At 69.6% G+C, this 23,975-nt stretch carries 26 protein-coding genes; 15 read left to right on the top strand and 11 right to left on the bottom strand.

Annotated features, from left to right (window positions below):
• Position 1: 1 nt before the first annotated feature.
• The 6 genes from ACYVF6_RS01470 to ACYVF6_RS01445 all read right to left on the bottom strand — a co-directional run bounded on the left by ACYVF6_RS01470 (position 2) and on the right by ACYVF6_RS01445 (position 6,268).
• Positions 2–865 (bottom strand): carbohydrate ABC transporter permease, encoded by an 864-nt coding sequence (locus tag ACYVF6_RS01470; protein ID WP_460514872.1) that lies wholly within the window; start codon positions 863–865, stop codon positions 2–4.
• Positions 862–1,752 carry a carbohydrate ABC transporter permease gene (locus tag ACYVF6_RS01465; RefSeq protein WP_460514870.1) on the bottom strand — a complete coding sequence of 297 codons (891 nt, stop codon included), beginning with the start codon at positions 1,750–1,752 and terminating at the stop codon, positions 862–864. The genes ACYVF6_RS01470 and ACYVF6_RS01465 overlap by 4 nt, the downstream gene beginning before the upstream one ends.
• Positions 1,752–3,080 (bottom strand): ABC transporter substrate-binding protein, encoded by a 1,329-nt coding sequence (locus ACYVF6_RS01460; protein WP_460514868.1) that lies wholly within the window; start codon positions 3,078–3,080, stop codon positions 1,752–1,754. The genes ACYVF6_RS01465 and ACYVF6_RS01460 overlap by 1 nt, the downstream gene beginning before the upstream one ends.
• A 129-nt stretch (positions 3,081–3,209) precedes the next feature.
• The gene (locus ACYVF6_RS01455; RefSeq protein WP_460514867.1) at positions 3,210–3,710 is read right to left on the bottom strand and encodes a hypothetical protein; all 501 of its coding nucleotides are present in this window, start codon (positions 3,708–3,710) and stop codon (positions 3,210–3,212) included.
• Positions 3,711–3,887: 177 nt separating this feature from the next.
• Positions 3,888–4,952 carry an aspartate-semialdehyde dehydrogenase gene (locus tag ACYVF6_RS01450; RefSeq protein ID WP_460514865.1) on the bottom strand — a complete coding sequence of 355 codons (1,065 nt, stop codon included), beginning with the start codon at positions 4,950–4,952 and terminating at the stop codon, positions 3,888–3,890.
• Entirely contained in the window at positions 4,949–6,268 is a 1,320-nt protein-coding gene (locus tag ACYVF6_RS01445) for an aspartate kinase (protein WP_460514863.1), read from the bottom strand. The genes ACYVF6_RS01450 and ACYVF6_RS01445 overlap by 4 nt, the downstream gene beginning before the upstream one ends.
• Positions 6,269–6,489: 221 nt before the next feature.
• Between ACYVF6_RS01445 and ACYVF6_RS01440 the strand changes: the two genes are divergently transcribed.
• The 6 genes from ACYVF6_RS01440 to ACYVF6_RS01415 are packed head-to-tail and all read left to right on the top strand — an operon-like array spanning position 6,490 to position 11,418.
• A complete protein-coding gene (locus ACYVF6_RS01440; protein WP_460514861.1) occupies positions 6,490–7,410 on the top strand; it encodes a decaprenyl-phosphate phosphoribosyltransferase in 921 nt (306 codons plus the stop codon).
• The gene (locus ACYVF6_RS01435) at positions 7,400–8,803 is read left to right on the top strand and encodes an FAD-binding protein (protein WP_460514859.1); all 1,404 of its coding nucleotides are present in this window, start codon (positions 7,400–7,402) and stop codon (positions 8,801–8,803) included. The genes ACYVF6_RS01440 and ACYVF6_RS01435 overlap by 11 nt, the downstream gene beginning before the upstream one ends.
• Positions 8,803–9,675, top strand: a complete 873-nt coding sequence (locus ACYVF6_RS01430) for an SMP-30/gluconolactonase/LRE family protein (protein ID WP_460514858.1) — start codon at positions 8,803–8,805, stop codon at positions 9,673–9,675. Before ACYVF6_RS01435 ends, ACYVF6_RS01430 begins: the two co-directional genes overlap by 1 nt.
• A 5-nt stretch (positions 9,676–9,680) precedes the next feature.
• Positions 9,681–10,148 carry a 3'-5' exoribonuclease domain-containing protein gene (locus ACYVF6_RS01425; protein WP_460514856.1) on the top strand — a complete coding sequence of 156 codons (468 nt, stop codon included), beginning with the start codon at positions 9,681–9,683 and terminating at the stop codon, positions 10,146–10,148.
• A 10-nt stretch (positions 10,149–10,158) separates the two neighbouring features.
• Positions 10,159–10,647 carry a pyridoxamine 5'-phosphate oxidase family protein gene (locus ACYVF6_RS01420; protein ID WP_460514854.1) on the top strand — a complete coding sequence of 163 codons (489 nt, stop codon included), beginning with the start codon at positions 10,159–10,161 and terminating at the stop codon, positions 10,645–10,647.
• Positions 10,648–10,656: 9 nt separating this feature from the next.
• A complete protein-coding gene (locus ACYVF6_RS01415) occupies positions 10,657–11,418 on the top strand; it encodes a Rossmann-fold NAD(P)-binding domain-containing protein (protein ID WP_460514852.1) in 762 nt (253 codons plus the stop codon).
• Between the two features lie 77 nt (positions 11,419–11,495).
• Here ACYVF6_RS01415 and ACYVF6_RS01410 read toward each other — a convergent pair whose 3' ends face one another.
• The gene (locus ACYVF6_RS01410) at positions 11,496–12,851 is read right to left on the bottom strand and encodes a carboxypeptidase-like regulatory domain-containing protein (RefSeq protein ID WP_460514850.1); all 1,356 of its coding nucleotides are present in this window, start codon (positions 12,849–12,851) and stop codon (positions 11,496–11,498) included.
• Positions 12,852–12,904: 53 nt separating this feature from the next.
• Here ACYVF6_RS01410 and ACYVF6_RS01405 point away from each other — a divergent pair, with 53 nt between their 5' ends.
• The 4 genes from ACYVF6_RS01405 (at position 12,905) to ACYVF6_RS01390 (ending at position 15,899) form a co-directional block, all read left to right on the top strand.
• Positions 12,905–13,765 (top strand): SDR family NAD(P)-dependent oxidoreductase, encoded by an 861-nt coding sequence (locus ACYVF6_RS01405; protein WP_460514848.1) that lies wholly within the window; start codon positions 12,905–12,907, stop codon positions 13,763–13,765.
• Between the two features lie 64 nt (positions 13,766–13,829).
• Complete coding sequence (locus ACYVF6_RS01400; protein ID WP_460514846.1) at positions 13,830–14,321, top strand: GtrA family protein; 492 nt, start codon at positions 13,830–13,832, stop codon at positions 14,319–14,321.
• Positions 14,318–15,325, top strand: a complete 1,008-nt coding sequence (locus ACYVF6_RS01395; protein ID WP_460514843.1) for a sigma-70 family RNA polymerase sigma factor family protein — start codon at positions 14,318–14,320, stop codon at positions 15,323–15,325. The genes ACYVF6_RS01400 and ACYVF6_RS01395 overlap by 4 nt, the downstream gene beginning before the upstream one ends.
• Positions 15,326–15,353: 28 nt before the next feature.
• On the top strand, positions 15,354–15,899 hold the full coding sequence (locus ACYVF6_RS01390; RefSeq protein WP_460514841.1) for a dihydrofolate reductase family protein: 546 nt from the start codon (positions 15,354–15,356) through the stop codon (positions 15,897–15,899).
• A gap of 9 nt (positions 15,900–15,908) precedes the next feature.
• Here the strand turns inward: ACYVF6_RS01390 and ACYVF6_RS01385 are convergent, their stop codons facing one another.
• From ACYVF6_RS01385 to ACYVF6_RS01370, 4 genes are read right to left on the bottom strand one after another with little or no spacing between them, the layout of a single operon-like run.
• Complete coding sequence (locus ACYVF6_RS01385) at positions 15,909–16,841, bottom strand: cation diffusion facilitator family transporter (RefSeq protein ID WP_460515176.1); 933 nt, start codon at positions 16,839–16,841, stop codon at positions 15,909–15,911.
• Positions 16,841–17,485: an ArsR/SmtB family transcription factor gene (locus tag ACYVF6_RS01380; RefSeq protein WP_460514839.1), complete on the bottom strand. Its 645-nt coding sequence runs from the start codon at positions 17,483–17,485 to the stop codon at positions 16,841–16,843. The genes ACYVF6_RS01385 and ACYVF6_RS01380 overlap by 1 nt, the downstream gene beginning before the upstream one ends.
• 34 nt (positions 17,486–17,519) lie before the next feature.
• Positions 17,520–17,918 carry a RidA family protein gene (locus tag ACYVF6_RS01375; RefSeq protein ID WP_460514837.1) on the bottom strand — a complete coding sequence of 133 codons (399 nt, stop codon included), beginning with the start codon at positions 17,916–17,918 and terminating at the stop codon, positions 17,520–17,522.
• A complete protein-coding gene (locus ACYVF6_RS01370) occupies positions 17,918–18,730 on the bottom strand; it encodes an NAD(P)-dependent oxidoreductase (protein ID WP_460514835.1) in 813 nt (270 codons plus the stop codon). Before ACYVF6_RS01370 ends, ACYVF6_RS01375 begins: the two co-directional genes overlap by 1 nt.
• Positions 18,731–18,798: 68 nt before the next feature.
• On the opposite strand from ACYVF6_RS01370, the gene ACYVF6_RS01365 reads away from it, so the two are divergent.
• The 5 genes from ACYVF6_RS01365 (at position 18,799) to ACYVF6_RS01345 (ending at position 23,969) form a co-directional block, all read left to right on the top strand.
• Positions 18,799–19,755 (top strand): LysR family transcriptional regulator, encoded by a 957-nt coding sequence (locus ACYVF6_RS01365; protein WP_460514833.1) that lies wholly within the window; start codon positions 18,799–18,801, stop codon positions 19,753–19,755.
• Positions 19,712–20,482 (top strand): class I SAM-dependent methyltransferase, encoded by a 771-nt coding sequence (locus ACYVF6_RS01360; protein WP_460514831.1) that lies wholly within the window; start codon positions 19,712–19,714, stop codon positions 20,480–20,482. The genes ACYVF6_RS01365 and ACYVF6_RS01360 overlap by 44 nt, the downstream gene beginning before the upstream one ends.
• A gap of 72 nt (positions 20,483–20,554) precedes the next feature.
• Positions 20,555–22,006: an efflux RND transporter periplasmic adaptor subunit gene (locus tag ACYVF6_RS01355; RefSeq protein WP_460514829.1), complete on the top strand. Its 1,452-nt coding sequence runs from the start codon at positions 20,555–20,557 to the stop codon at positions 22,004–22,006.
• Positions 22,003–22,743 carry an ABC transporter ATP-binding protein gene (locus tag ACYVF6_RS01350; RefSeq protein ID WP_460514827.1) on the top strand — a complete coding sequence of 247 codons (741 nt, stop codon included), beginning with the start codon at positions 22,003–22,005 and terminating at the stop codon, positions 22,741–22,743. Before ACYVF6_RS01355 ends, ACYVF6_RS01350 begins: the two co-directional genes overlap by 4 nt.
• Positions 22,740–23,969: an ABC transporter permease gene (locus ACYVF6_RS01345; RefSeq protein ID WP_460514825.1), complete on the top strand. Its 1,230-nt coding sequence runs from the start codon at positions 22,740–22,742 to the stop codon at positions 23,967–23,969. Before ACYVF6_RS01350 ends, ACYVF6_RS01345 begins: the two co-directional genes overlap by 4 nt.
• Positions 23,970–23,975: the final 6 nt, after the last annotated feature.

The raw sequence follows: 23,975 nt of genomic DNA, 5'->3' as shown, positions 1-23,975 counted from the left end.
CTCAGCGGGTCGAACCCGAGGTCAGGCCGGTGACGATCAGGCGTTGGAAGATCAGCACGATCACCAGCGGCGGCAGGACAGCCACAACGCCGGCCGCGGCCATCGACGTGAACTGGACGTTGAGGTCGGTGGCGAAGTTGGCCGCGATCACGGGGATGGTCTGCGACGCCGTCGTCGAGGTCAGGAACAGCGCGAACAGGAACTCGTTCCACGCCGTCATGAACGAGAAGATCCCAGCCGCCACCAGCCCAGGCGCCGCGATCGGCAGGAAGACCGAGCGCATCATCCGGAACCACCCACACCCGTCCACCCGGGCGGCGTCCTCGATGTCGGTCGGGATGGAACGGAAGTAGTCCTTCAGGATCCAGATCGTGAACGGGAGCGCGAACGTGGTGTACGACAGGATCAGCGCGCCGTAGGTGTCCAGCAGCCGCAGCTCCCGCATCACCAGGTAGAACGGGATGATGATCGCCACACCCGGCACCATGCGCGTCGCGAGGTAGAAGACCAGCAGCACCTGGCTGCCGCGGAAGCGGAGGCGGGCGAACGAGTACGCCGCCGACACGCCCAGTACCAAGTTCAGCAACGCCGTCGCCGACGCCACCACCGCACTGTTCAGCAACGCCGGCGCGATCGACGAGGCCGCCCGCGACCCCGCCAGCGCACCCGAGCCCGAGGGATCCACGAACGCCAGGTAGTTGGCGAGCGTCGGCCGGGACGGGATCCACTCCGGCGGCACCGACAAGGCGTCCGCCTCGTGCATGAAGCTGGTGGCGAAGATCCAGTAGAACGGCAGCAGGATGTACAGCGCGAAACCGATCGCGAGCACGTACACCAGGATCCGCTGCAGCAACGGCCGCCTCATACCTCCACCCGCCCTCGACGGTAGAGCAGCCCGAGGTAGACCACCGAAATCACCAACGTGATCAGCGTGATGACGTACGCATAGGTGTTCCCGAGCCCGAAGTCGGTGAACGTGAACGCCGTACGCACCGTCGCCAGCGCGATGACGTTGGTCGCGTCGCCCGGGCCGCCGCCCGTCAGGACGTAGATGACGTCGAAGGCCCGGATGGCGTTCATGGTCTCGAGAATCAGCACGATCAGCAGCGGATGCAGCAGCCACGGCAGCGTCACGTGCCGGAACCGCTGCACCACCCCTGCCCGGTCGACACGCGCCGCGTCGTACAGCTCCGTCGGGATCGTCGACAGGCCGGCCAGCAGGATGATGACCGCCAGCGGCAGGAGGTTCCACACCTCCGCCGTCGTCGCGACGAAGAAGGCGGCGACCGGGGACGTCAGCCACGCCTGGTAGGACGAGATCAGCCCCAGGTCGGTGAGCAACCCGTTCAGCGCGCCGACCTTGGCGTCGAAGATCCAGCGCCACATCAGCCCGTTCACGACACCCGGCATCGCCCACGGCAACAGCACCAGGCTACGCAGGACGCCGCGGCCGACGAACGCCTCGTTCAGCACGAGCGCCAGCGTCATCGACAGCACCACGGTCGACACCACCACGACGAGGACGAACGCCGCCGACACCGTGATCGAACGCAGGAACACCGGGTCGTGGACCAGCGAGAGGTAGTTGTCGAACCCGATGAACCGCCGCGCGCCCGGCAGCTTGAGGTTGTACTTGTGCAGGCTCAGCCAGAACGAGTACCCGATCGGATACGCCACCAGGCAGGCGATCACCACCAGCGCCGGCACGTTCATGAGGTACGCGACCCGGGTGACGCGTCGCTCCGACGGCACTAGGAGAACTTCTTCTCGAGCGTCTTGGCGTTGCTGTCCATCGCCTGCACGGCGTCCGACGGCGACTTCGAGCCGGACAGCAAGCCCTGCAAGGTTTTCTGGCTCTCGGTCTCGAACTCGGTGTACCACGGCTTGGCGATCACCCGGCGCGGCTTCGCGATCTCGGCCAGCCTGGAGTAGACGTCGGCCGGGTCGGCGAACGTGCCGAGCGCCTTCTTGATGTCGGGATCGTTCGCGAGCTCCTTGAACGCGAAACCCAAGCCCTGCTTCTCGAACCAGAACTTCGCGGTGTAGGCCTCGCCCTTCTCGTCGTAGCCGCCGAGGTAGTAGAGCAGGTCGTAGGCCTGCTCCTTCTTCTCCGTCGTCGCCGACAGGCAGTACATGCGGGTGTTGCTGACCGTTCCCAAGACCTTCCCGTCGAGGCTCGGGACGAACCCCAGCTTGACCTTGCCCGCGACCTTGGAAACCTTTTCGTCGTTGTACTTCCGAGCGGCGTAACGCGCACCGATCGTGTAGGCGTACGTGCCGGCCATGAAAGCGTTGTCCAGCGGAATCGGCAACAGCTGTGTGGATGCCGGGTCGATCACCTTGTCCTTGCGCGTGGCGTCCTGCAGCCAGCCGAAGATGTCGCGCACCACCGGATCGGACGTCGCCATCGTCGGCTTCAGCGCGTCGTCGAACATCTCGCCGCCGCTGGCGAAGATCAGCGCCCACCACCAGGACCACCAGGTGTCGGACAGCTGCGCCGGCAGGCCGATGGGATATTCGAGGATTCCCTTGTCCTGAATGGTTCTGGCCTGATCGGTGAGCTCTTCGAGGCTCTTCGGCGCCTCCTTGATGCCGGCCTTCTCGAGGATCTCGGCGTTGTAGAGCAGGCAGTTGGAGTCGGTGTAGTAGGGCAGGCCGTACTTCTTGCCCTGGAACGACATCGTCTGCGCGTTGCCGGGATAGATGGCGTCGTAGACCTTGTCGAGGTTGGGCAGGCCGTCCAGCGGCTGCAGGTATTCGGCGCCGACCCACGCCGCGAGCGAGTCGTCGTAGACGTAGAGCGCGTCAGGCTCTGTGCCCCCGGTGAACTGCGCGACGGTCTTCTGCACGTACTGCGCGCTGGTGATGGGGGTGTACTCCACCTTGATGTCTTTGTGCAGCTTCTGAAAGCGGTCGACATTTTGTTGTACGAGGGCTGACTCGAAATCCCAACCCTGGAAGCGAACCGCGTCGCCGCCGCCCGCACCTCCACGCCCACAACCGGCGAGTGAGGTGGCGAGCGGGGTGCCGAGCGCCAGCGCGCCGCCCAACTGGAGGAACCGCCGACGATCCAGACCCATACCGGACCTCCCGTCCTGCCGTCTTTTGGCAGGTTTGCACAGGCTTGGAGGACCGTCAACCGCTTGAAGCAGTCCTTTACTACGCGGAAACCTTCGGAATCGCGCAGAAACGAGCAGGTGCGTCGGGCCTCAGCTTTCGAGGCGGCTGCGGCGCACCAAGGCCGCGACGGCGATCGCGAGCGCCCCGATGAGCATCGTGTAGCAACCGGTTCCCGGTGCGACGGTCGAGCCTTCCCGTAACGAGGCCACGACCAGCGCGAGCGGGAACAGCCCGGTCACATCGGCGACGACGTGGGTGATCAGGTGCAGCACCGGCGACCGCCCGGCGGCGGTGGCCACCGCCAGGCCGAGCAGGGTGAGCAGAAGCAGGAGCAGCACGACGGCGAGCGGCTCGGAGGTGTAGGCCTCCCATCCGGTCTGCGCCGACGAACCGAACGCGCTGCTTCCCTTCTCGCCCATCCACGGCAGGGCCAGCCCGATCAGCAGGAGCGTCGCCCCGCCGACCAGCACGGAGCCCAGCGCGCTGAGCGCGGGGGTCGCACTCACCTGCCGCTCCAGGGCGCCGACCCGCTTCTGGAGCCGGTTCAGCTGCTCGGACGCCGACTCGGTAGCTCCGGAGGACTCAGTCACCCGCCCATTGTGCTCGACAGATAGCGGCCCAGGCGGCAAGACCGCACGATGCGGTGGACGTGTCGCTGTGACGGCGCACAAGCCTGGCCGGCGCGCTCGACCGCACCATCGGTAGCAGCCCGGCACGCCGTACCGCCGCTGCTGCTCGGCTCCGCGGCACCGTCCCGGGCCGCCGGGTCAGCTGGCGGTCGGCTCCTCGGCGACCAGCTCGGCGATTTGCGCGGTGTTCAACGCCGCGCCCTTGCGGAGGTTGTCGCCGCACAGGAAGAGGTCCAGGGCCTGCGGATCGTCCAGTGCCACCCGCAGCCGGCCCACCCACGTCGGGTCGGTGCCGACGACGTCTGCCGGGGTCGGGAACTCGAGTCGCTCGGGCTCGTCGTACAGCAGGAGTCCTGGCGCTTCGCGCAGGATCTGGCGTACTCGCTCGAGCTCCACCGGCCGGGCGAAGCGGGCGTGCACCGCCAACGAGTGCGTCGTCACCACAGGCACGCGCACACACGTCGCCGAGACGGCGAGTGAGGGCAGGCCCAGGATCTTCCGCGACTCGTTGCGGACCTTCATCTCCTCCGACGTCCAGCCGTCAGCCGCCAGCGATCCTGCCCACGGCACGACGTTGTAGGCCAGCGGCGCCGGGAACGGCCCCAGGTCGTCGCCGACGATGCGGCGGACGTCGCCCGCGCGGGTGCCGATCTCGCGGTGTCCGCCGACCTTGGCCACCTGGTCGTACAGCGTGTCGATGCCGACCTGCCCGGCACCGGACGCGGCTTGGTACGAGGCCACGACCAGCGACTCCAGGGAGTACGTGTGGTGCAGCGCCCCGACCGCGACGATCATCGACAGCGTTGTGCAGTTGGGGTTCGCGATGATCCCCTTCGGCCGCTGCCGGGCCGCCGAAGCGTTGATCTCCGGCACCACCAGCGGCACCTCGGGATCCATCCGGAACGCACCGGAGTTGTCGACCACAACGACCCCGCGCGCGGCCGCCACCGGCGCCCACTGCGCCGACACCTCGTCGGGTACGTCGAAGACCGCCACATCGACGTTCTTGAACGCCTTCTCCGACAGCGCCACGACCTCGACCTGCTCGCCGCGTACGCTGAGTTTCCGCCCCGCCGACCGCGAGGACGCGATCAGCCGGATCTCGCCCCACACGTCGCGCCGGGTCGACAGCAGCTGCAGCATCACAGCGCCGACCGCACCGGTGGCTCCAACGACCGCCAGCGTCGGCTTGCCGGAGCTCATCGGCCGGTACCTCCGTAGACGACGGCCTCGGCTTCGGAGGCGTCCAGGTCGAAGGCGCGGTGAGCCGCCGTGACGGCTCCATCCACGTCGTCCTCGTCGACGACGAGCGAGACGCGGATCTCCGACGTCGAGATCATCTCGATGTTGATCCCGGCGTCGGCGACGGCTTGGAAGAACTTCGCGGCGACGCCGGGGTTGGTCCGCATCCCGGCGCCGACGAGCGAAACCTTGCCGATCCTGTCGTCGTAGAGCAGCTGGTCGAAGCCGATCTGCTCCTTGATCTTGGCCAGAGTGTTCATGGCGGCCTGCCCGTCGGAGCGCGGCAGGCTGAACGAGATGTCGGTGCGACCGGTCGCGATGCCGGAGACGTTCTGCACGATCATGTCGATGTTGACCTCGGCGGCGGCGAGCGTGGTGAAGATCCGCGCGGCCTCACCAACCTTGTCCGGCACACCGACGACCGTGATCTTGGCCTCGCCGCGGTCCGACGCGACACCGGAAATGATGGGTTGTTCCATCGTGCCCTCCTGCGACGCGGCAGGCCCGTCGGCCGCCTCCGTCGCGTTCACTGTCTTGAGAACGTCCGAATCGGCCACCCACGTGCCCGGTTTCGTACTGAAGGACGAACGAACGTGAATTGGTACGCCATACCGGCGGGCGTACTCGACGCATCTGAGGTGAAGCACCTTGGTGCCGCAGGCGGCGAGCTCCAGCATCTCTTCGTAGGAGATGTACGGCAGGCGCCGTGCGGTCGGCACGATCCGGGGATCGGCGGTGAAGACGCCGTCGACGTCGGTGTAGATCTCGCAGACGTCGGCACCCAGGGCCGCGGCCAGCGCGACGGCTGTCGTGTCGGACGCGCCGCGGCCGAGCGTGGTGATCTCCTTGGTGTCCTGCGAGATGCCCTGGAAGCCGGCGACGATCGCGATCGCACCCTCGTCGAGCGCCTGCCTGATCCGGCCGGGCGTGATGTCGATGATCTTGGCCTTGCCGTGGTGGGACGTGGTGAGCACGCCCGCCTGGCTCCCGGTGTAGGACTTGGCGACCTGGCCGAGGTTGGCGATCGCCATCGCCAGCAGCGCCATCGAGATGCGCTCGCCGGCGGTCAGCAGCATGTCGAGCTCACGCGGCGGCGGGAGCGGGCTGACCTGCTGTGCCAGATCACGCAGGTCATCGGTGGTGTCGCCCATCGCGGAGACGACGACGACCACATCGTTGCCGGCCTTCTTCGTCGCGACGATACGTTGCGCGACGCGTTTGATGCTGTGTGCATCCGCGACCGACGAGCCTCCGTACTTCTGCACAACAAGGCTCACGGGTGAACGCTCCCTGGATCGGACATGGGGTTCTGCGACTTCTGCGACTTGGCGATGTGATGGAGGCCCTGACGCCCCGCAGGCGCCGTTGCCCGCGACAGTCTATCGATTCGTTATCTCCGGATGAGGGGGTAACCCTGCCTTTGGCCCGCGCGGTCAGGAAGGCAGAGGTCATCGGCGTTAGCCTGGAGACGCCTCGATCGCGGACGAAAGGTGACGGTGTGACAGCGGTAGCGCCCTCACAGAGCCGGTCCGCGCCGCCCGGCCGTGGTCCGCTGCGCACGCTGCGTGGTCTCCTCCGGGCGGCCCGGCCGCGGCAGTGGCTGAAGAACGTCCTCGTGCTGGCCGCTCCGGCGTTCGCCGGCGTGCTCGACCAGCCGCGGGCGCTGCTGACCACGGCGCTGGCCTTCGTGGCGTTCTGCCTGGCGGCCAGCGGCACCTACCTGATCAACGACGCCCACGACGTCGAGGCCGACCGCGCCCACCCGCGCAAGCGCAACCGCCCGATCGCCGCGGGCGTGATCGGCGTCCGGTTCGCGCTGGTCGTCGGCGTGATCTGCCTGCTGGCCGCCATCGGGCTGACGCTGCTCGCGGGCGGGTGGCAGCTGCCGGTCGTCGTGCTGGCGTACGTCGCGCTGACCACGGCGTACTCCCTCTGGCTGAAGCACATCGTGATCCTCGACCTGATCGGCGTCGCGGCCGGCTTCGTGCTGCGCGCGGTCGCCGGTGCGGCGGCGGTGCAGGTCGCGGTGTCGAGTTGGTTCCTGATCGTGGCGACGCTCGGCTCGTTGCTGATCGTGGCCGGCAAGCGCGAGGCCGAGCTGCGCAACAGCGGCGGCACCTCACTGCGAGCGACGCTGGCGCTCTACACGCCGGAATACCTCCGCTACATCCGCGCGACGACCTCGGGCGCACTGCTGGTGTCGTACTGCCTGTGGGCGCTGGAGAAACACACCGGGCCCGCGCAGATCGCTTTCGGGCTGTCGATCCTGCCGGTAGCCGTGGGCATCCTGCGGTACGCCATGCTGGTCGACCGCGGTGAGGGTGAGACGCCCGAGGAGCTCGTGCTCACCGACCGAATGCTGCTCGCCTCCGGCCTGGTGGTCGCGGCCTGTCTGATGGTGGGGGTCTATGTCTTCTGATGTGTCCTCTGATGTCTCGTCCGACGTCTCCGCTGTTGCTCCCTCTGACGTCCGGCTGCTGACCGGCTGGGGTCGGACCGCGCCGACGGCCGCCCGGGTGGCGCGACCGCGGACGCCGGGTGAGGTCGCCGCCTTACTGGCGGCGGCGCCGCCTCGGGGCCTGATCGCGCGCGGGCTCGGCCGGTCGTACGGCGACGCCGCCCAGGATGCCGGTGGGCTGGTCCTCGACTGCACCGCGCTGGCGCCGTCGCTGCGGATCGATCCGGAGGCCGGCACGGTCACCTGCTCGGCGGGCATGAGCCTCGACCGGCTGATGCGCGACCTGCTGCCACTGGGCTGGTTCGTACCCGTGACGCCGGGGACGCGCCACATCACGGTGGGCGGCGCGATCGCGGCCGACGTCCACGGCAAGAACCACCATGCCGACGGATCGTTCGGCAACGCGCTGCTGTCGCTGACGCTGGTGCTGCCGGGCGGGGCGATCGTCACGGTGTCGCCCGAAGACGATCCGGAGCTGTTCTGGGCGACGGTCGGCGGCATCGGGCTGACCGGCGTGGTGACCGAGGCGACATTCCGGTGCATACCGGTCGAGACGTCGCGGATGCTCGTCGACACCCAGCGCACGGCCAACCTCGACGAGACGTTCGCGGTGATGACCGAGACCGACTCGCGCTATCGCTACACCGTGGCGTGGATCGACCTGGTGGCACAGGGCGCCTCGATGGGGCGCAGCGTGCTGACTCGCGGCGACCACGCACCGCTGCGCACGCTCCGCGGGCGGGCCGCGCACGACCCGCTGGCCTTCGATCCCAAGGTGCTCCTGGCGGCTCCGCCGTGGGCGCCGTCGGGGTTGCTGAACCGCTTCTCCATTCGGGCGTTCAACGAGCTGGTCTATCGCAAGGCACCAGTGTCCCGGTACGCCGAGGTGCAGTCGCTGTCGGCGTTCTTCCATCCGCTCGACGCGGTGGCTGGGTGGAACCGGCTCTACGGCGCGCGCGGGTTCGTGCAGTACCAGTTCGTGGTGCCGTTCGGTGAGGAGGACACCTTGCGCGGCATCGTTTCCGAGCTGTCGTCGGCGCGAGTGGCGTCGTTCCTCGCGGTGATCAAGCGGTTCGGGCCGGGCAACAGCGGGCTGCTGTCGTTCCCGGCGCCGGGCTGGACCCTCGCGCTCGACATGCCCAACGGCGACCGGCGGCTCGCGGCGATGCTGCGCTCGTTCGACGCGGCGGTCGCGTCGGTCGGTGGCAGGGTCTACCTCGCCAAGGACGCGACGCTCGATCCGGCCGCGCTGGAACGCATGTACCCCCGGCTGGAGGAGTTCCGGAAGGTCCGCGCGCGGGTCGACCCTGACGGCGTGCTGCGTTCCGATCTGGCGCGCAGGCTGGAGCTGTAGTGGAGAGGTTCACGCTGCCCGGTGGTTCGGTGTACCCCGAGGGCATCACCGAAGGGCCGGGCACCTCCTTCTTCGTCGGCAGCCTGGGCGACGGCACCATCTTCCGCGGCGACCTGGCTGAGGCCGGCGACGTGCCGGTGTGGCTCGGCCCGAACGACGACGAGCGAACGGCGATCGCCGGGCTCGACGTCGACGGGCACGGCCGCCTGCTGGCGTGCGCGATCGACACCGGCGAGCTGTACGCCTACGACCTGTCGAGCACCGCACTGGTGGCGCGGCAGCGCTTCCCCGCCGAGGGATCGCAGCCGAACGACGTGGTGGTGAGTGGCGATGCCGCCTACGTCACCGACACCCGGCTTTCGCTGGTATGGCGGGTGCCGGCCGGCGCGGACGGCGTCGGAGCGCCCGAGATGCTGGCCGACCTGAGCGGACCGGCGTACCCCGAAGGCCTTTATCTGAACGGGATCGTGGCCTCGCCCGACGGCTCGCTGCTGCTGGTGGCCTCCCAGGGCACGGGCCAGCTCTGGAGGATTCCGACCGACGGTTCGAAGGTCGAGCAGGTAGAGCTCGACGGCTACGACTTCAACGCCGACGGCATGCTGCTTTCCGGCGACGTGCTCTACGGCGTGACCAACCGCGGCGACTCGTGGGAGGACGTGACGTTCGCTGTACCGGCGTTCCGGCTGGCGGTTGACTGGCGGTCGGGTGAGCTGCTCGGCGAGCTGGCCGAGCCTGCCTGGAACTCGCCGACGACGCTCGCGCTCGTGGACGGGAAGCTGCTCGTGGTGTGCTCGCAGTTGAAGGCGCGGCATTTCGGCACCGCTCCCGAGCTGCCGTTCGAGATCGTGGCGCTCGACCTGCCGGAGTGGTGAGCCGCGTGAGCCGGCTGTGGTTCGACACCGAGTTCATCGACGACGGGCGGACCGTCTCGCTGCTGTCGATCGGCGTCGTACGTGACGACGACGCTGCCTACTACGCCGAGCCGGCCGAGGCCGACCGGTCGGCCTCGAACCCCTGGGTGCGGGCGCACGTGCTGCCGTTGCTCACGGGTCCGGTGCTGCCGCGGGCCGAGATCGCCAAGCAGGTAAGGGAGTTCGCCGGTCCAGCACCCGAATGGTGGGCGAGCTTCGGCGCGTACGACTGGGTTCTGCTCTGCCAGCTCTACGGTCCGCTGGAGGACCATCCGCCCGGCTGGCCGTGGTTCTGCCGCGACGTCCAGCAATACGCCGAGCACCTTGGCGTGGACCTGACGCGGCTGGCGCAACCCGTCGGCCAGCACAACGCGCTGGCCGACGCACACTGGACCCGCGCCGCCTGGCAGCTCTGCCGCGACCACGACACCTGAGGGGAACCCGATGGATGACCTGCGTACCGTCGCACCGGCGTTCGCCACGATGGCGAACCGCATCATCTACGCCACGATGTGCACCGTCGACCGGCTCGGACGGCCGCGGTCGCGGATCGTGCACACGATCTGGGAGTGGGACGGCGAGGCGCTCACCGGCTGGGTCGGCAACATGCTGACGCCAATGAAACAAGCACATCTGAGCCGCAGCCCGTACGCCTCGTTCAACTACTGGGACGGCGTGGAGGCCTACGACACCTGCAACGCCGAGTGCGTCGCCGAGCTGCTGACCGACGAGCAGGGCCGGCGCGAAGGCTGGGAACGCATCAAGGCGACGCCACCGCCGCTCGGCTACGACCCGGCGATCATCCCGGTCTGGAAGGACGGGCCGGACTCCCCAGCCTGGTCGGTGCTGCGGCTCTCGCCGTGGCGGCTGCGCGTGATGGACGGGGAGTACGCCCGCACCGGTGCCGGGAACCTCCTCACCTGGCAGCAGTAGCGTATGCGTATGAAGAACGCCGTTGGCACCGTAGGTTCCGTGCTCGTGCTCGGCGGGCGCAGCGAGATCGGGCTGGCGATCGCCCAGCGCCTCGTGCAGGGCGGAGCGCGTACCGTCGTGCTCGCCGTGCGCGGAGGCGAGGTCGATGCGAAGACGGTCGACGGGCTGAAGGCGCTCGGCGCGGCCGTGGTGGAGGCGGTCGAGTTCGACATGACCAAGCCCGAAACCCACCGTCCGGCAATCGAGTCCGTCGCCGAGCGCTTCGGCGACCTCGACGTCGTGATCGACGCGGCAGGAGTGCTGGGCTCGTCGGCGGAGTTCGAGAACGATCCGGAGGCGGCGGCCGCGGCAGGCGTGGCCAACTTCTCCGGCCACCTGACCGCCGGCCTCGTCGTGGCGGAGTTGCTGAAGCGGCAGGGCCACGGCACGTTCATCGTGCTGTCGTCGGTCGCGGGCGTGCGGGTACGCAAGGCCAACTACGTCTACGGCGCCACCAAGGCCGGGCTCGACGGCTTCGCCCAGGGACTGGGTGACGCGCTCGCGGGCACAGGCGCGCGCGTGATGGTGGTGCGGCCGGGCTTCATCCGTACGCAGATGACGTCCGGCATGCCGGACGGCCCGTTCCCGATCGGCCCTGACGAAGTGGCCGCCGCAGTGGTCGACGGCCTGCGGCTCGGCAAGGAGACGGTCTACGCCCCGGCCAAACTCGGCCCGATGGTCGCGGTGATGCGCCTCCTCCCCCGCCCGATCTGGCGGCGCATGCCGCGCTGAGGGACAAGACACCACCCGGCCGAGTGGCGCGTCCCGGCCGGGCGATGCCGTCCACAAGTTGGATGCCGGATGGCTGGCTAACAGGACAACGTGAAGTCCTCCCGCAGGATCTGCCCGGGACCGACCACCACCGGGCGAGCCAGCGGTGAGCACCCGGGTGCGGTCGCGAACAGCTGGTACGTCCCCGCGGGCAGGGTGACGATCTCGTACTCGCCGAAGCTGTTGCGCATCCGAACGGATCCGCTGGTCTCACCGGTCCACGAGATCAGCGCGTCCGCGTGGTTGGTCTCACCGACGACCGTCCCCGTCCCGAACGCCGGCGCGTGCTGGATCAGACCCTTCGACGGGCTGCCACCGTTGGTCGAACCAACCGCCCAGATGTCGCCCGGCCCGCTGGCCGCGACGGCTGCTCGTACCCCCGCGGGTGCGGGGACCCGGGTCCACGTCTGGCCGTCGAAGTGCAGCATGCCGTCGTCCGTACTCGCCCAGATGTCGTTCGCGGCAATGGCGTGCACGCTCGACACGTCGAGTCCGAACGTGGTGAAACGAGTCCACTGCGCGCCGTTCCAACGCTGGATTTCCCCTGCGGAGCAAACGTTTTCGCCGCACGGGATGGAGATCCGGCCGACCGCCCAGGCCTCCGTCGGGCTCAGGACGGCGACGTCGGAGAGGAGCAGCGTGCGGTCGGGCACCGGTGGCGGAGCCGGCCGCGCGGCTGTCCAGGCCGAGCCGTTGAAGTAACAGGCAGCCGATCCGCCGATCGCCCAGACGGCGCCGGCCGAGGCCGCGTCCAGGGACCGCAGGCCGGCTGCGCACGGGTGATCGACCGCCCGCCACGCGGTTCCGTTCCAGTGCAGCAGGATCGACTGGCGCTGGGTGAAGTACGGTGCCTGCGCGTACTCACCGACCGCCCAGACGTCGTTGGGGGCGATCGCGACGACGCCGTGCAGGCGGTTGACGTCGTCGAGGAAGCCGAGGTCCGGGCTGGGTACTACCGTCCAGGACTGGCCGTCCCAGTGCATCGTCACAGTCTTGTCGGCGCCGAAGTCGTCCCGGGTCGACGCCGCGCCGACGGCCCAGACGTCGTTCGGGCCGGTGCCGTCGACGGCGTTCAACGCAGCGACCCGGCCGTCCGGCAGCGTTGGCGCCGTGACCTGGCTCCAGGTGGTGCCGTTCCAGCGCTGCAGCATCGTTCGGGTTTCCTGGCCGCCTCCATCGGCCCGGCCGACCGCCGAACCCACTGCCCAGGCCTGCGTCGGCGATGCGGCGTACACGCCGGTGAGGCCGTTCGTGAACTCACCGACGGTTGGGCTCGCCACCGTCCCCCACGCGGGCAGTGTGGTGATCTCGGCCGCCTGGGCGCTGGCGGGCAGCGTTGCCAGAGCGACAGTCAGGCCGGCAGTGGCCAAAGCCTGGATTCGGATTGCTCGCATCGATCCCTCCCTTGGACTCCTCGGTAACCAACGCCCGAACCGTACGGAGGAGAATGCGACACCAACAGTGGGAAGTGCCTTACGAAGCCCTTACAGCCGGACGAGCACGAACGAGCTCCGTCCGCGGTCGCACAAGGAGAGTCATCATCACAGTTCTGGACACGTTCCGGTTGGACGGCAAGGTCGCGCTGGTCACGGGTGGCGCGCGGGGGCTGGGCGCGGCGCACACGCGGGCGCTCGCGGAGGCCGGGGCCGCTGTCGCTTTCACCGCAAGGGATTCCGGGCTGGCCGCCCGCAAGCTCGACGAGCTGCGGGCGCTCGGCGCTCGCGCGCTCGCGGTCGATGCGGACGTGACGTCGACCGAGCAGGTGCGCGCGCTCGTGGAGCAGGTCACCGGCGAGCTCGGCCCGATCGACGTACTCGTCAACAACGCCGGCATCAGCGAAGGCTCGCCCGCGCTCGAGGTCGACGACGACTCGTGGCGGCGGGTGCTGGATGTCAACCTGGACGGCGTTTGGCGGTGCAGCCGCGAGGTCGGCGCCCAGATGGTCGAGCGCGGCACCGGCTCGATCGTCAACGTGGGTTCGATGTCCGGGATGATCGTCAACCGGCCGCGCTGGCAGCCGGCCTACCTCGCGTCGAAGGCGGCGGTGCACCAGCTGACCAAGGCGCTGGCCGCCGAGTGGGCTCCCCATGGGGTACGGGTGAACGCGCTCGCGCCCGGCTACTTCCTCACCGAACAGTCCCCCGTCGACCAGCCGGAGTTCAAGCCGTGGTGCGTCGATCCCGCTCCCATGCAGCGCTACGGCCTCCCCGACGAGCTCGGGCCGGCCATCGTGTTCCTCGCCAGCGAGGCCTCCAGCTTCATGACCGGATCCGTCGTCGTGATCGACGGCGGCTTCACGCTGTTCTGAGCCGGCCAGAGCAAGCGGACGATGCTGTAGAGACCGCAGCCCGCTCGCAGTTAAGCTGACTGAGGTGAAGCTGCTGCGACGGTTGTGGGAGCAGCTCGAGCACCTCGTCCTCGAGCTCGTGAAGTTCGGAACGGTCGGTGGCATCGCCGCCGTCGTCGACATCGGGCTGTCCAACCTGCTCCGGTTCGGCCTCGACTGGGGGCCGCTGACGTCGAAGACGATCTCGGTCGCCATCGCGGCCACGATCGCGTTCGCCGGCAACCGGTTCTGGACCTGGCGGCACCGCGCGAGCCAGGGCCTCGGCAAGGAGTACTTCCTCTACTTCGTGCTGAACGCCGTCGGCCTGCTGATCGCGCTGCTCGTCGTCGGCTTCACCGTCTACATCCTGGGGTTCGACGGCCCGCTGGCCTACAACCTCTCCGCGAACGTGGTCGGGCTCGGCCTCGGCAGCCTGTTCCGGTTCTGGTCGTACAAGAGATGGGTGTTCCTGCCCTCGGACGTGCCGCCCGTCGATCCGCACACCGGGCTGCCGCAACGTGAGGACGGCGCGGCATGACCGGCGAGGCAGACTTCGCGACGCTCGCCGAGCGCTACCGTGGTGAGCTGCGCGTGCACTGCTACCGCATGCTCGGCTCGTTCGACGAGGCCGAGGACCTCGTACAGGAGACGTTCCTGCGCGCCTGGAAGAACCTCGACGGCTTCGAGGGCCGCTCGACGCTGCGGGCGTGGCTGTACAAGATCGCGACCAACGCCTGCCTGGACGTACTCGACGGCAAGGCCCGGCGCGCGCTGCCGCAGGACATCAGCGCGCCTTCGGGTCCCGAGGTGAGCCTGCCGGCACGGTACGACCCGGTCTGGCTGCAGCCGTTCCCCGACGCGCTGCTAGTCGCACCGGCCGACGAGGAGCCGGGCGAACAAGTGGTGGCGAAGGAGACGATCGAGCTGGCGTTCCTCGCGGCGATCCAGCACCTGCCGGCGCGGCAGCGGGCCGTGCTGATCCTGCGGGACGTACTCGGCTGGCCGGCCCGGCAGACCGCTTCGCTGCTGGACGGCAGCGTGGCGTCGGTCAACTCCGCGTTGCAGCGGGCCCGCGAGACGATGCGCCTGCACCTGCCGGCCCGGCGGCTCGACTGGGCGGCCGCGGGTGGGCGGGCGGCTGCGCCGAGTGAGCAGGAACGCGCGATCCTGCGCCGCTACATGCTTGCGATGGAACGCGCCGACCTGGCCGCGCTCGCCGAGTTGCTGGCCGAGGATGTGCGGGCAGCGATGCCGCCGTGGCCGATGTGGTTCGAGGGCCGTACGGACGTACTCCAGTCGCTGCGGGAGAGCTGGGACGAGAGCTCGCCGTCGTACATCGGGCGGTTCCGGATGCTGCCGACCCGGGCGAACGGGCGGCCGGCGGTGACGACGTACCGGCAGGCGCCGGGCGACTCGGTGTACCGGCCGTTCGCGATCACCGTGCTGTGGCTGGCGGCGGACGGGCGGATCGCCGAGCTGACGGCGTTCCACGAGGTGCAGTTGTTCCCGGCGTTCGGGGTGCCGGCGGAACTGGTCGATTAGTTTTCCGGCGGGTAACCGTCACAGGAGCATGAGCAAACTCCTGTACTCCGTCACGATGTCCCTGGACGGCTTCATCGCCGGGCCAGCCGGCGACATGTCGTGGATGACCGGCCTCCTCGGGCCGAACCCGCTGGTCGACGAGCTGATCCCGCAGATCGGGTCGCTGCTGGTCGGCAACCGCACGCACGGCGGCGACGATCCCTACCGCGACGATCCGGAGCGGGCCGGTCAGGCGTTCGGCGGCGGGTGGGAAGGGCCGCAGTTCGTGCTGACCCATCGGCCGCCGTCACGGGCGGTGCCGGGTGTGACGTTCGTGACCGACCTGGGTTCGGCGATCTCGGCGGCGAAGGCCGCGGCCGGTGGGAAGTACGTCAACGTCATGGGCGCCTCGATCGCGCGGCAGTGCCTGGAGGCCGGCGAGCTGGACGAGGTCCTGACGCTGATCGCGCCGGTGCTGCTCGGTGACGGCACGCGGCTGTTCGACCACCCGGGCGGCACGAACGTACGGCTGGAGCGGCTCAGCGTCAGCGACGTGCCGACCGCGACGAACCTCTGGTGGAGGGTGGTGCGGTGAGCGGAGGCCTCACCAGCCGACCTCGTTGCAGCCCCGATGCTCGCGCGGCTCGACCTGCAACGTCGCGTGCGCGACGCCGTGGCGTTCGCGCAGCACCTCGCGAGCCTGGTCGAGCACGGCGTGGGCCTTGCCCTCGTCACACGTCACGAGGTGGGCGGTCGCGACGTGCATGCCGGACGTCAGCGTCCACAGGTGCAGGTCGTGGACATCCTGCACGCCGTCGATCGCGTTCAGATCACCGGCGACGGCCTCGGCGTCCATGCCCTCGGGGACGTGCTGGGCCAGCACCGCGAAGACCTGGCGGCCCAGCGAGATCGCCCGGACCACCACGAACACCCCGATCGCGACGGCGACCAGCGTGTCGAACGCCGTGCGCCCGGTGGCCGCGACCAGGATGCCGGCGACGATCACGCCGACCGAGCCGGCGGTGTCGGCGACCACCTCGAGGTAGGCGCCCTTGACGTTCAGGCTCTCCGTCGCGCCGGCTCGCAGCAGCACCATCGCCGCGATGTTGACGACCAGCCCGAGCCCGCCGACGACCAGCATCGGCGTGGTCGAGACCTCGGCGTCGTGGCCGTCGATCCGGCCGATCGCCTCGATCACGATGTAGACGGCGACGCCGAGCATGACCAGCACGGCGAAGCCGGAGGCGAAGACCTCAGCACGGTACGAGCCGTAGCTGCGCCGCCCGGTCGTATCCGGCCGGGCGGCGATCCGGGTGGCGAGCAACGCGGCAGCCAGCGTCACGACATCGGCCGCCATGTGACCGGCGTCCGACAGCAGAGCGAGCGAACCGGACAACAGCCCGTAGACCAACTCGACGACGAAGAACGCCGCGATCAACCCGAACGCGACACCGAGCCGCCAGCGGTGCCGGGCGCCCGCGTGCCCGGCGCCGCTGCCGGCGCTCGGAACGTGGCTGTGCGCGTGACCGTGACCGATCAGCGTGCCCTCCGCCTGGACTCACCCGAAGCGCGGCCACGCCCAGCCCCGGTGGCATGGCCATCGCTTGCGCCGCCAGTCGCGGCCTGAGCAACGCGCCCACGCCCAGCCACACGATCCGAACGAGTCGAGCCGGCGTCCTCCTGGGCGTCGGCATCGGCGGCTGGGGCATCGGGCACGCTGTCGGCCGAGCCGTCGACCGCGGCTTGGACGGCGCGGGCCGACGGCGCTCGCACGGCTTGGCCGCGTTCGGGATGGATGGCGTCGGTGTGTTCGGTGTGGGCCACCGCGAGGTCGAGCAGCATGCGGACGTGCGCGTCGTCGAGGCGGTAGTAGACCATCCGACCGTCCCGGCGGGTGGTCACAACGCGGTGGGCTCGCAGCAGCCGCAGCGCGTGCGACGTGGCCGACTCGCTCATCCCCGTTACGGCGGCCAGGTCGCACACGCAGAGCTCCCCGTCGAGCAGGGCGAGCAGCAGCCGCAGCCGGCGAGGGTCGGACAGCAGCCCGAACACGTCGGCGGTGTCGACCAGGTCCTCCTCGGCCGGCATCCGCTCGCAGACGGCCTCGACCCGCTCGGCGTCGACGACGCGGAACAGGCAACCGTCGATGGTCGCTACCTGCTCATCTGAAGACCTCTTCACATGTCGAATTGTAGAGCGGCGTCCACATCCAGTGTCAACCGCCCACGGCCGCGACCACCTCGACCTCCAGCAACGCGCCCGGCCGGAACAGGCGGCTGACCTCGACAGTCGTACTGGTCGGCGGATTACCGTCGAAGTATTTCCGCCGGACCGCGCCGTACTCCCCCAGCTGGTCCAGGTCCACCAGGAACGTGCGGATGTTGACCACATCGGCGAAGCTCGCGCCATAGTGCGCCAGCAAGCCCTCCAGGATCTCGAAGATCCGCTCCGACTGCTCCTGCACGCCACCGGCGACCAGCTCCCCGTCGTCACCGACGCCGATCTGGCCGGACAGGATCAGCAGGGCGCCGGCGCCCAGGTCGATCCGCGCGACCTGGGAGTACGGCCCGACCGGCTGCGCGGCGTCCGGCGGGTTCTCGAGACTTGTACGCATCAGTTCTCCTCCACAATCGCTCTTACGTCCACCCGGGCCAAGCCGTGTTCGACGGCCAGGCCGAGCCGCCGCCGGGCGGCGGCGAGCAGCGCCGCGGTCGGGTACGCCGCGAGCGCGAGATCGAGGTCCTTGGCGGCCGAGGTGACCGCGAACTGGCCGGTCGAGCTCTGCGCCCGCTGGTACGCCCGCGCCAGCGGTCCCTCGGCGAGCGCGGCCCGGACGAGCTCGGCCGGCAGGTTCAGCGCCCCGGCCAGCCGCAACGTCTCGTCGAGGACGGCGAGCGAAGCGATCATGCCCGCGTTCACGACCAGCTTCAGCGCGGCGCCGGACCCCAGCGGCCCACAGCGCCGGACGGTGCCAAGTCGCGCGAGCACGGCCTCCACCGAGGTGGAGACCTCACCGCCGGCGAGGATCGTGAGCTCCCCCGCCGCGGCCTTGTCGACACTCCCCAGTACGGGTGCGTCGACGACGCCGGCACCCAGCCGCTTGGCCACGTCGAGCAGGGCCGTCGGCCCGACCGTCGACATCTCCACCAGGCACGCGTCCGGCCGGATCGCGCCGGCCACGCCGTCCGGCCCGAACAGCACGGCCTCCACCGCCGGCCCGTCGGCGAGCATCGTGATCACCACATCCGCCGTCGAGACCGCCTCAGCCGGCGTCGCGGCCACCAGAGCCCCCGCGGCGGCCAGCGCGTCGGCCCGCGAAGTGCTCCGGTTCCAGACCACAACCTGATCGTCACCGGCGGTCTCGAGCAGCCGCCGCGCCATCGGCCTACCCATCTTTCCCAAGCCCAGAAAGGCGATTCTCGTCACGGCGTCCCACCGTAGGGAGCGATCCGACATTCCACCAACGAATGTTCGGCATAGGTACGATGCGATTTGTGCATGTCTCGCAGCTCGAAGTCTTCCGCGTCGTCGCCGGCCTCGGATCGGTTACCGCTGCCGCTCAGACACTCGGCTACACGCAGTCCGCGATCTCCCGCCAGATCGGCACGCTCGAGGCCGAGCTCGGCGCGAAGCTGTTCGATCGCCTGCCGCGCGGCGTCCGCCTCACAGACGAAGGCCGCGCCACGCTCCGGCACGTCGACGTGATCGTCGAACGCCTCGCGGCCGTCCGGTCCGACCTCCGCGCGCTGCACGACCTCGATGCCGGGCGCCTGCGGATCGGCGCGTTCCCGACCGCGAACGCCGCGCTCGTGCCCAGCGCCCTCACCCAGTTCGCCGCGGCGCATCCCGACGTCACCGTCTCGCTGGTCGAAGGCCTCACTCCGACCCACCTGGACCGGCTGCGCGCGGGCGACCTCGACCTCGCACTGACCACGAACTACCCCGGCCGGCCGATGGACGACAACGGCATCGAGTTCGCCCCGCTGCTCGACGATCCGCTGCTGGTGGCGGTTCCCCGCGACCACTGGCTGGCCGGCCGCAAGCGGGTCCGGCTCGCGGACCTGGCCGCCGAGAGCTGGGTCGCCGGGAGCCGGGAGGTCTCCGACACGTTGCTCGCCGCCTGCCTCCGCAGCGGATTCCAGCCGCGGATCGACTTCGTCGTCGCCGAGTGGATGGCCAAGCTCGGCATGGTCGCCGCCGGCGTCGGCATCACGCTGGTGTCGTCGCTCGCCGCCGCAGCCGTACGCGCCGACGTCGCGCTGGTCGCGCTGCACAAGGACGACACGCCCCTGCGTACGGTCTACATCGCAACGCCGGAAGGGATCGCGCCATCCGCGACCGTCCAGACGTTCCTGCGGATGCTGCGCGACGCAGCCCGCGAGTACGCCCTGGAATATGCTGCCGACCATGAGCGAGCAGGTCGACGGCATCAGCGAGCACGCGGCTCGTAACCAGGCCGACTGGGACGCCCGGTCGGACGGCTACCAAGCCGCGCACGGGCCTCAGCTGGCCGTGCACAACGGGCTGGCCTGGGGCGTGTGGCAGATCCCCGAAACGGAGCTCGACGTGCTCGGCGACGTCCGCGGGCTCGACGTACTGGAGTTCGGCTGCGGCGCCGCGCAGTGGTCGATCGGCCTTGCGGGCAAGGGCGCGCGAGTCACCGGGCTCGATCTCTCCGAACGCCAGCTCGCGCACGCCCGGAACGCGATGACCGCGGCCGGGCTGGACTTCCCGCTCGTCCACGCCAGTGCCGAGGACGTGCCGCTGCCGGACGAGTCGTTCGACGTCGTGTTCTGCGACCACGGCGCCCTGAGCTTCACCGATCCCTACCGCAGCATTCCGGAAGCGACCCGGCTGCTGCGGCCAGGCGGACTGCTGGCGTTCTCCCACACCTCGCCGCTGATTGAGCTCTGCTGGCCGGCCGACGCCGACGAGCCGACCGAGTCCCTGAGCCGCGACTACTTCAGCATGTACAAGCTCGAATACGACGACGAGGTGTCGTTCAACCTGCCGTACGGCGGGTGGATCCGGCTGTTCAACGCCAACGAGCTCGACGTGCTCGACCTGATCGAACCCCGGCCGGCAGCCGACGCGACCAGCTCGTACCGGAGTGAGTCGGAGCGGGCCTGGGCGCGCCGCTGGCCGGGCGAGTGCATCTGGCGACTGCGCAAACGCTGAGCACAGGTTTCACAGCTCACGCCCAGGTAAGCCACAGGACGGCTCCAGCTAGGCCCGCCAGGATCCGGCGCCATGACAAGACTGCGTCGTCGGGGCTGGATGCTGAACGTCGGCCTCGTACTCCTGCTGGCGATCGCCGGCGGAGTGACCTGGTTCGTCCTGCGAGGCGGCCAGCAGAGCAACGCGGAAGCATCCGCGCGTACCACGGCCGTCGGGTCCGGCGTGGTCGACAAGACCGTCTCGGCCGCGGGCAACCTCGAGGCGGCCAGCCAGACCGACGCCTCCTTCACGACGTCCGGAACGCTCACCAAGGTCTCGGTCCAGGTCGGTACCAAGCTGAAGAAGGGGCAGGTACTCGGCACGATCGACCCCAAGGACGCCAAGGAGGCGCTGGAGGACGCGGAGTACGCCGAGGAGCAGGCGGAGGCGGACCTGGAGTCCGCCAAGGCCAGCTTGACGGTCGCGGAGGCGTCGGTCACCGACGCCGAAACCGCCAAGGAGGACTGGGAGGACGACGACAGCTCGACGAGTACGGAGACCGCCGGGAACACCGGGGACCAGTCGCAGAGCCAGACGCAGACACAGGCTCAGAGCGAGGAGTCGCTCGACGCGGCGATCGACAAGGCCGAGGCCGACGTCACCAGCGCCGAAGTCCAGGTGAAGAGCGCCGAACGCGACGTCGCCGACGCCAAGCAGGACGTCGCGGACGCGAAGCAGGCCGTCTCGGAGACCACGTTGAAGGCACCGGTCGCCGGCACGGTGGTCGAGGTCAACGGCGCTGTGGGCGACTCGATGACGGGCAGCTCCAGCAGCTCGTCCAGCTCATCCAGCTCGTCGAGCTCGTCCAGCTCCAGCTCGAACAGCTCCTCGGCCGGTGGGACCCAGCCGAACGCCGACTCCGGAAGCACCAGCGACTCGACCAGTAGCGACAGCAGCAACAGCGGCACGGGGACGGCGTTCGTCGTGATCGCCAACCTCGACAAGCTCGGCGTCACCGCGAACTACACCGAGGCCGACGTCGTGGACCTGAAGGTCGGCCAGACCGCCACCGTGACGCCGAACGCCCAGTCGGACCGGACGTTCGCGGCCAAGGTCACCTCGATCTCCCCCACCGCGACCGTGACCAGCAACGTGGTGACCTACCCCGTCACGCTCGCGCTCGACGACACCGGCACCGGCTTGCGCGACGGCCAGACGGTGAGCGCCAAGGTACTGGTCGACCAGGCCGACAACGTGCTGCGCCTCCCGGCCAGCGCGGTCCGCGGCACCGGCGAGCGCGGCACCGTCACGCTCGTGAAGTCCGGCATCCAGCAGACCGTCACTGTCGGCGTCGGGCTGCGCGGCGACCAGTACCTCGAGATCACGTCGGGCCTGTCGGCCGGCGACCAGGTCGTCCTCGCGGCGGTGACCGGAAACTCCTCCCAACAAGGCGGAACGGGTCCGGGTGGCCAGTTCGGTGGGCAGCTGCCGGGCACCGGCCGGCAGGGTGGCGCGCAGTTCCCCAGCGGCGGTGGCGTCCGGTGACCGCCACGCCTTCTCCCGTCATCGAGCTGGAGCGGATCTCCAAGCAGTACGGCAGCGGCGAGGCCGCTGTGCACGCGCTGCGCGAGGTCAGCGTCAGCATCGAGGCCGGTGAGTACGTCGCCATCATGGGCGCGTCGGGCTCGGGCAAGTCCACGCTGATGAACATCCTCGGCTGCCTGGACGTTCCGAGCGGCGGGCGCTACCGGCTCGACGGCATCGACGTCGGCGGGCTCGACGAGCACCAGCTCGCGATCGTACGCAACCGCAAGATCGGGTTCGTGTTCCAGTCGTTCAACCTGATCCCGCGGACGTCCGCGCTGGCGAACGTCGAGCTGCCGTTGACGTACGCCGGTGAGTCGCGGCGGCGCCGGCGGGAGCGAGCCGTCGAAGCACTCACGCTGGTGGGGCTTTCCGACCGCCAGCACCACGCGCCGAACCAGCTGTCCGGCGGTCAGCAACAGCGGGTCGCGGTGGCGCGGGCGCTGGTCACCCGGCCCGCGCTCGTCCTGGCCGACGAGCCGACCGGCAACCTCGACTCGCACTCGACCGGCGAGGTCCTCGCGATGTTCGACCAACTCAACGCCAGTGGGCGCACGATCATCCTGATCACCCACGAGTACGACGTCGCCGAGCACACGAGCCGCGTGATCCGGCTCGTCGACGGGCAGATCGTCGAGGACGTACGCAACGGCCGGCGACGGCACGCCGCGCTGCACGACGCTCGGGTGGTGCGATGAACGTCCTGGACGTGGCGCGGTTGGCGGCGCACGGGCTGACCGCGAACAAGCTGCGCTCGGCACTGACGATCCTCGGCGTACTGATCGGCGTGGGTGCGGTGATCCTGCTGGTCGCGGTCGGAAACGGCTCGCAGAAGGCGATCGAGGCGCAGATCGAAGGGCTCGGCACCAACGTGCTCACGGTGTCGGCGGGCGGGCCGGGCGCGCGGTTCGGCGGAGGCGGCGGGCCGAGCACCCAGACCCGGCAGCTGTCGCTGACGACCGACGACGTGACCGCCTTGCGGGACAAGGATCTGGTGCCGGACGTGAAGTCGGTGTCGCCGGTGGTCAACGGCTCGGTCACGGCGACCTACCAGGGAACCTCGTACGACATCCAGCAGACCGTCGGCACGACGCCGGAGTACCTCGGGACGCTCGGACGGACGGTCGCCAACGGGTCGGCGTTCACCACGCAGGACGTGGAGAACGCGCGCAAGGTGGTGCTGCTCGGCGCCACGACGTCGGAGGAGCTGTTCGGCGGCGCGGATCCGGTCGGGCAGAGCGTCAACCTGTCGGGCGTGCCGTTCCAGGTGGTCGGCGTCCTTTCGAGCAAGGGCAGCTCCGGCGTACAGAACCAGGACGACGTGGCGATCGCGCCGATCACGGCCGTGCAGCAAAGCCTTACAGGCTACGGAGATCTCAGCCAGCTCGTCATCCAGGCGGCGTCGGCGTCCGCGATCGACACCGCGGAGGCCGAGGTGCTGGCGGTGCTGAACCAGCGGCACGACGTGACCGACAGCTCGCAGGGCAGCTTCAACGTGCTGAACCAGGAGTCGCTGCTGGAGACGCGGACCCAGGCGACGCAGACGTTCACTGTGCTGCTTGCGGCGGTTGCGGCGATCAGCCTGCTCGTCGGCGGCATCGGGATCACCAACATCATGCTCGTGACGGTGACCGAACGGACCCGGGAGATCGGGATCCGCAAGGCGATCGGCGCACCGCGAGGCGCGATCCTCGGGCAGTTCCTGATCGAGGCGACGCTGCTGTCGCTGGTGGGGGGATTGCTCGGCGTGGCGGCTGGGGTGCTGGGCAGCCAGTTCACGGTCGCCGGAGTCGATCCCGTCGTGTCGCCGAGCTCGATCCTGCTCGCGTTCGGGGTGTCGGCCCTGATCGGACTGTTCTTCGGGAGTTTCCCGGCCAACCAAGCGGCGAAGTTGCGGCCGATCGACGCGCTTCGGCACGAGTGACACGAA

It is taken from the genome of Flindersiella endophytica (genome assembly GCF_054779015.1).
Note: the sequence above shows the minus strand (reverse complement) of the source record. Positions and strands in the feature narration are given on the sequence as shown.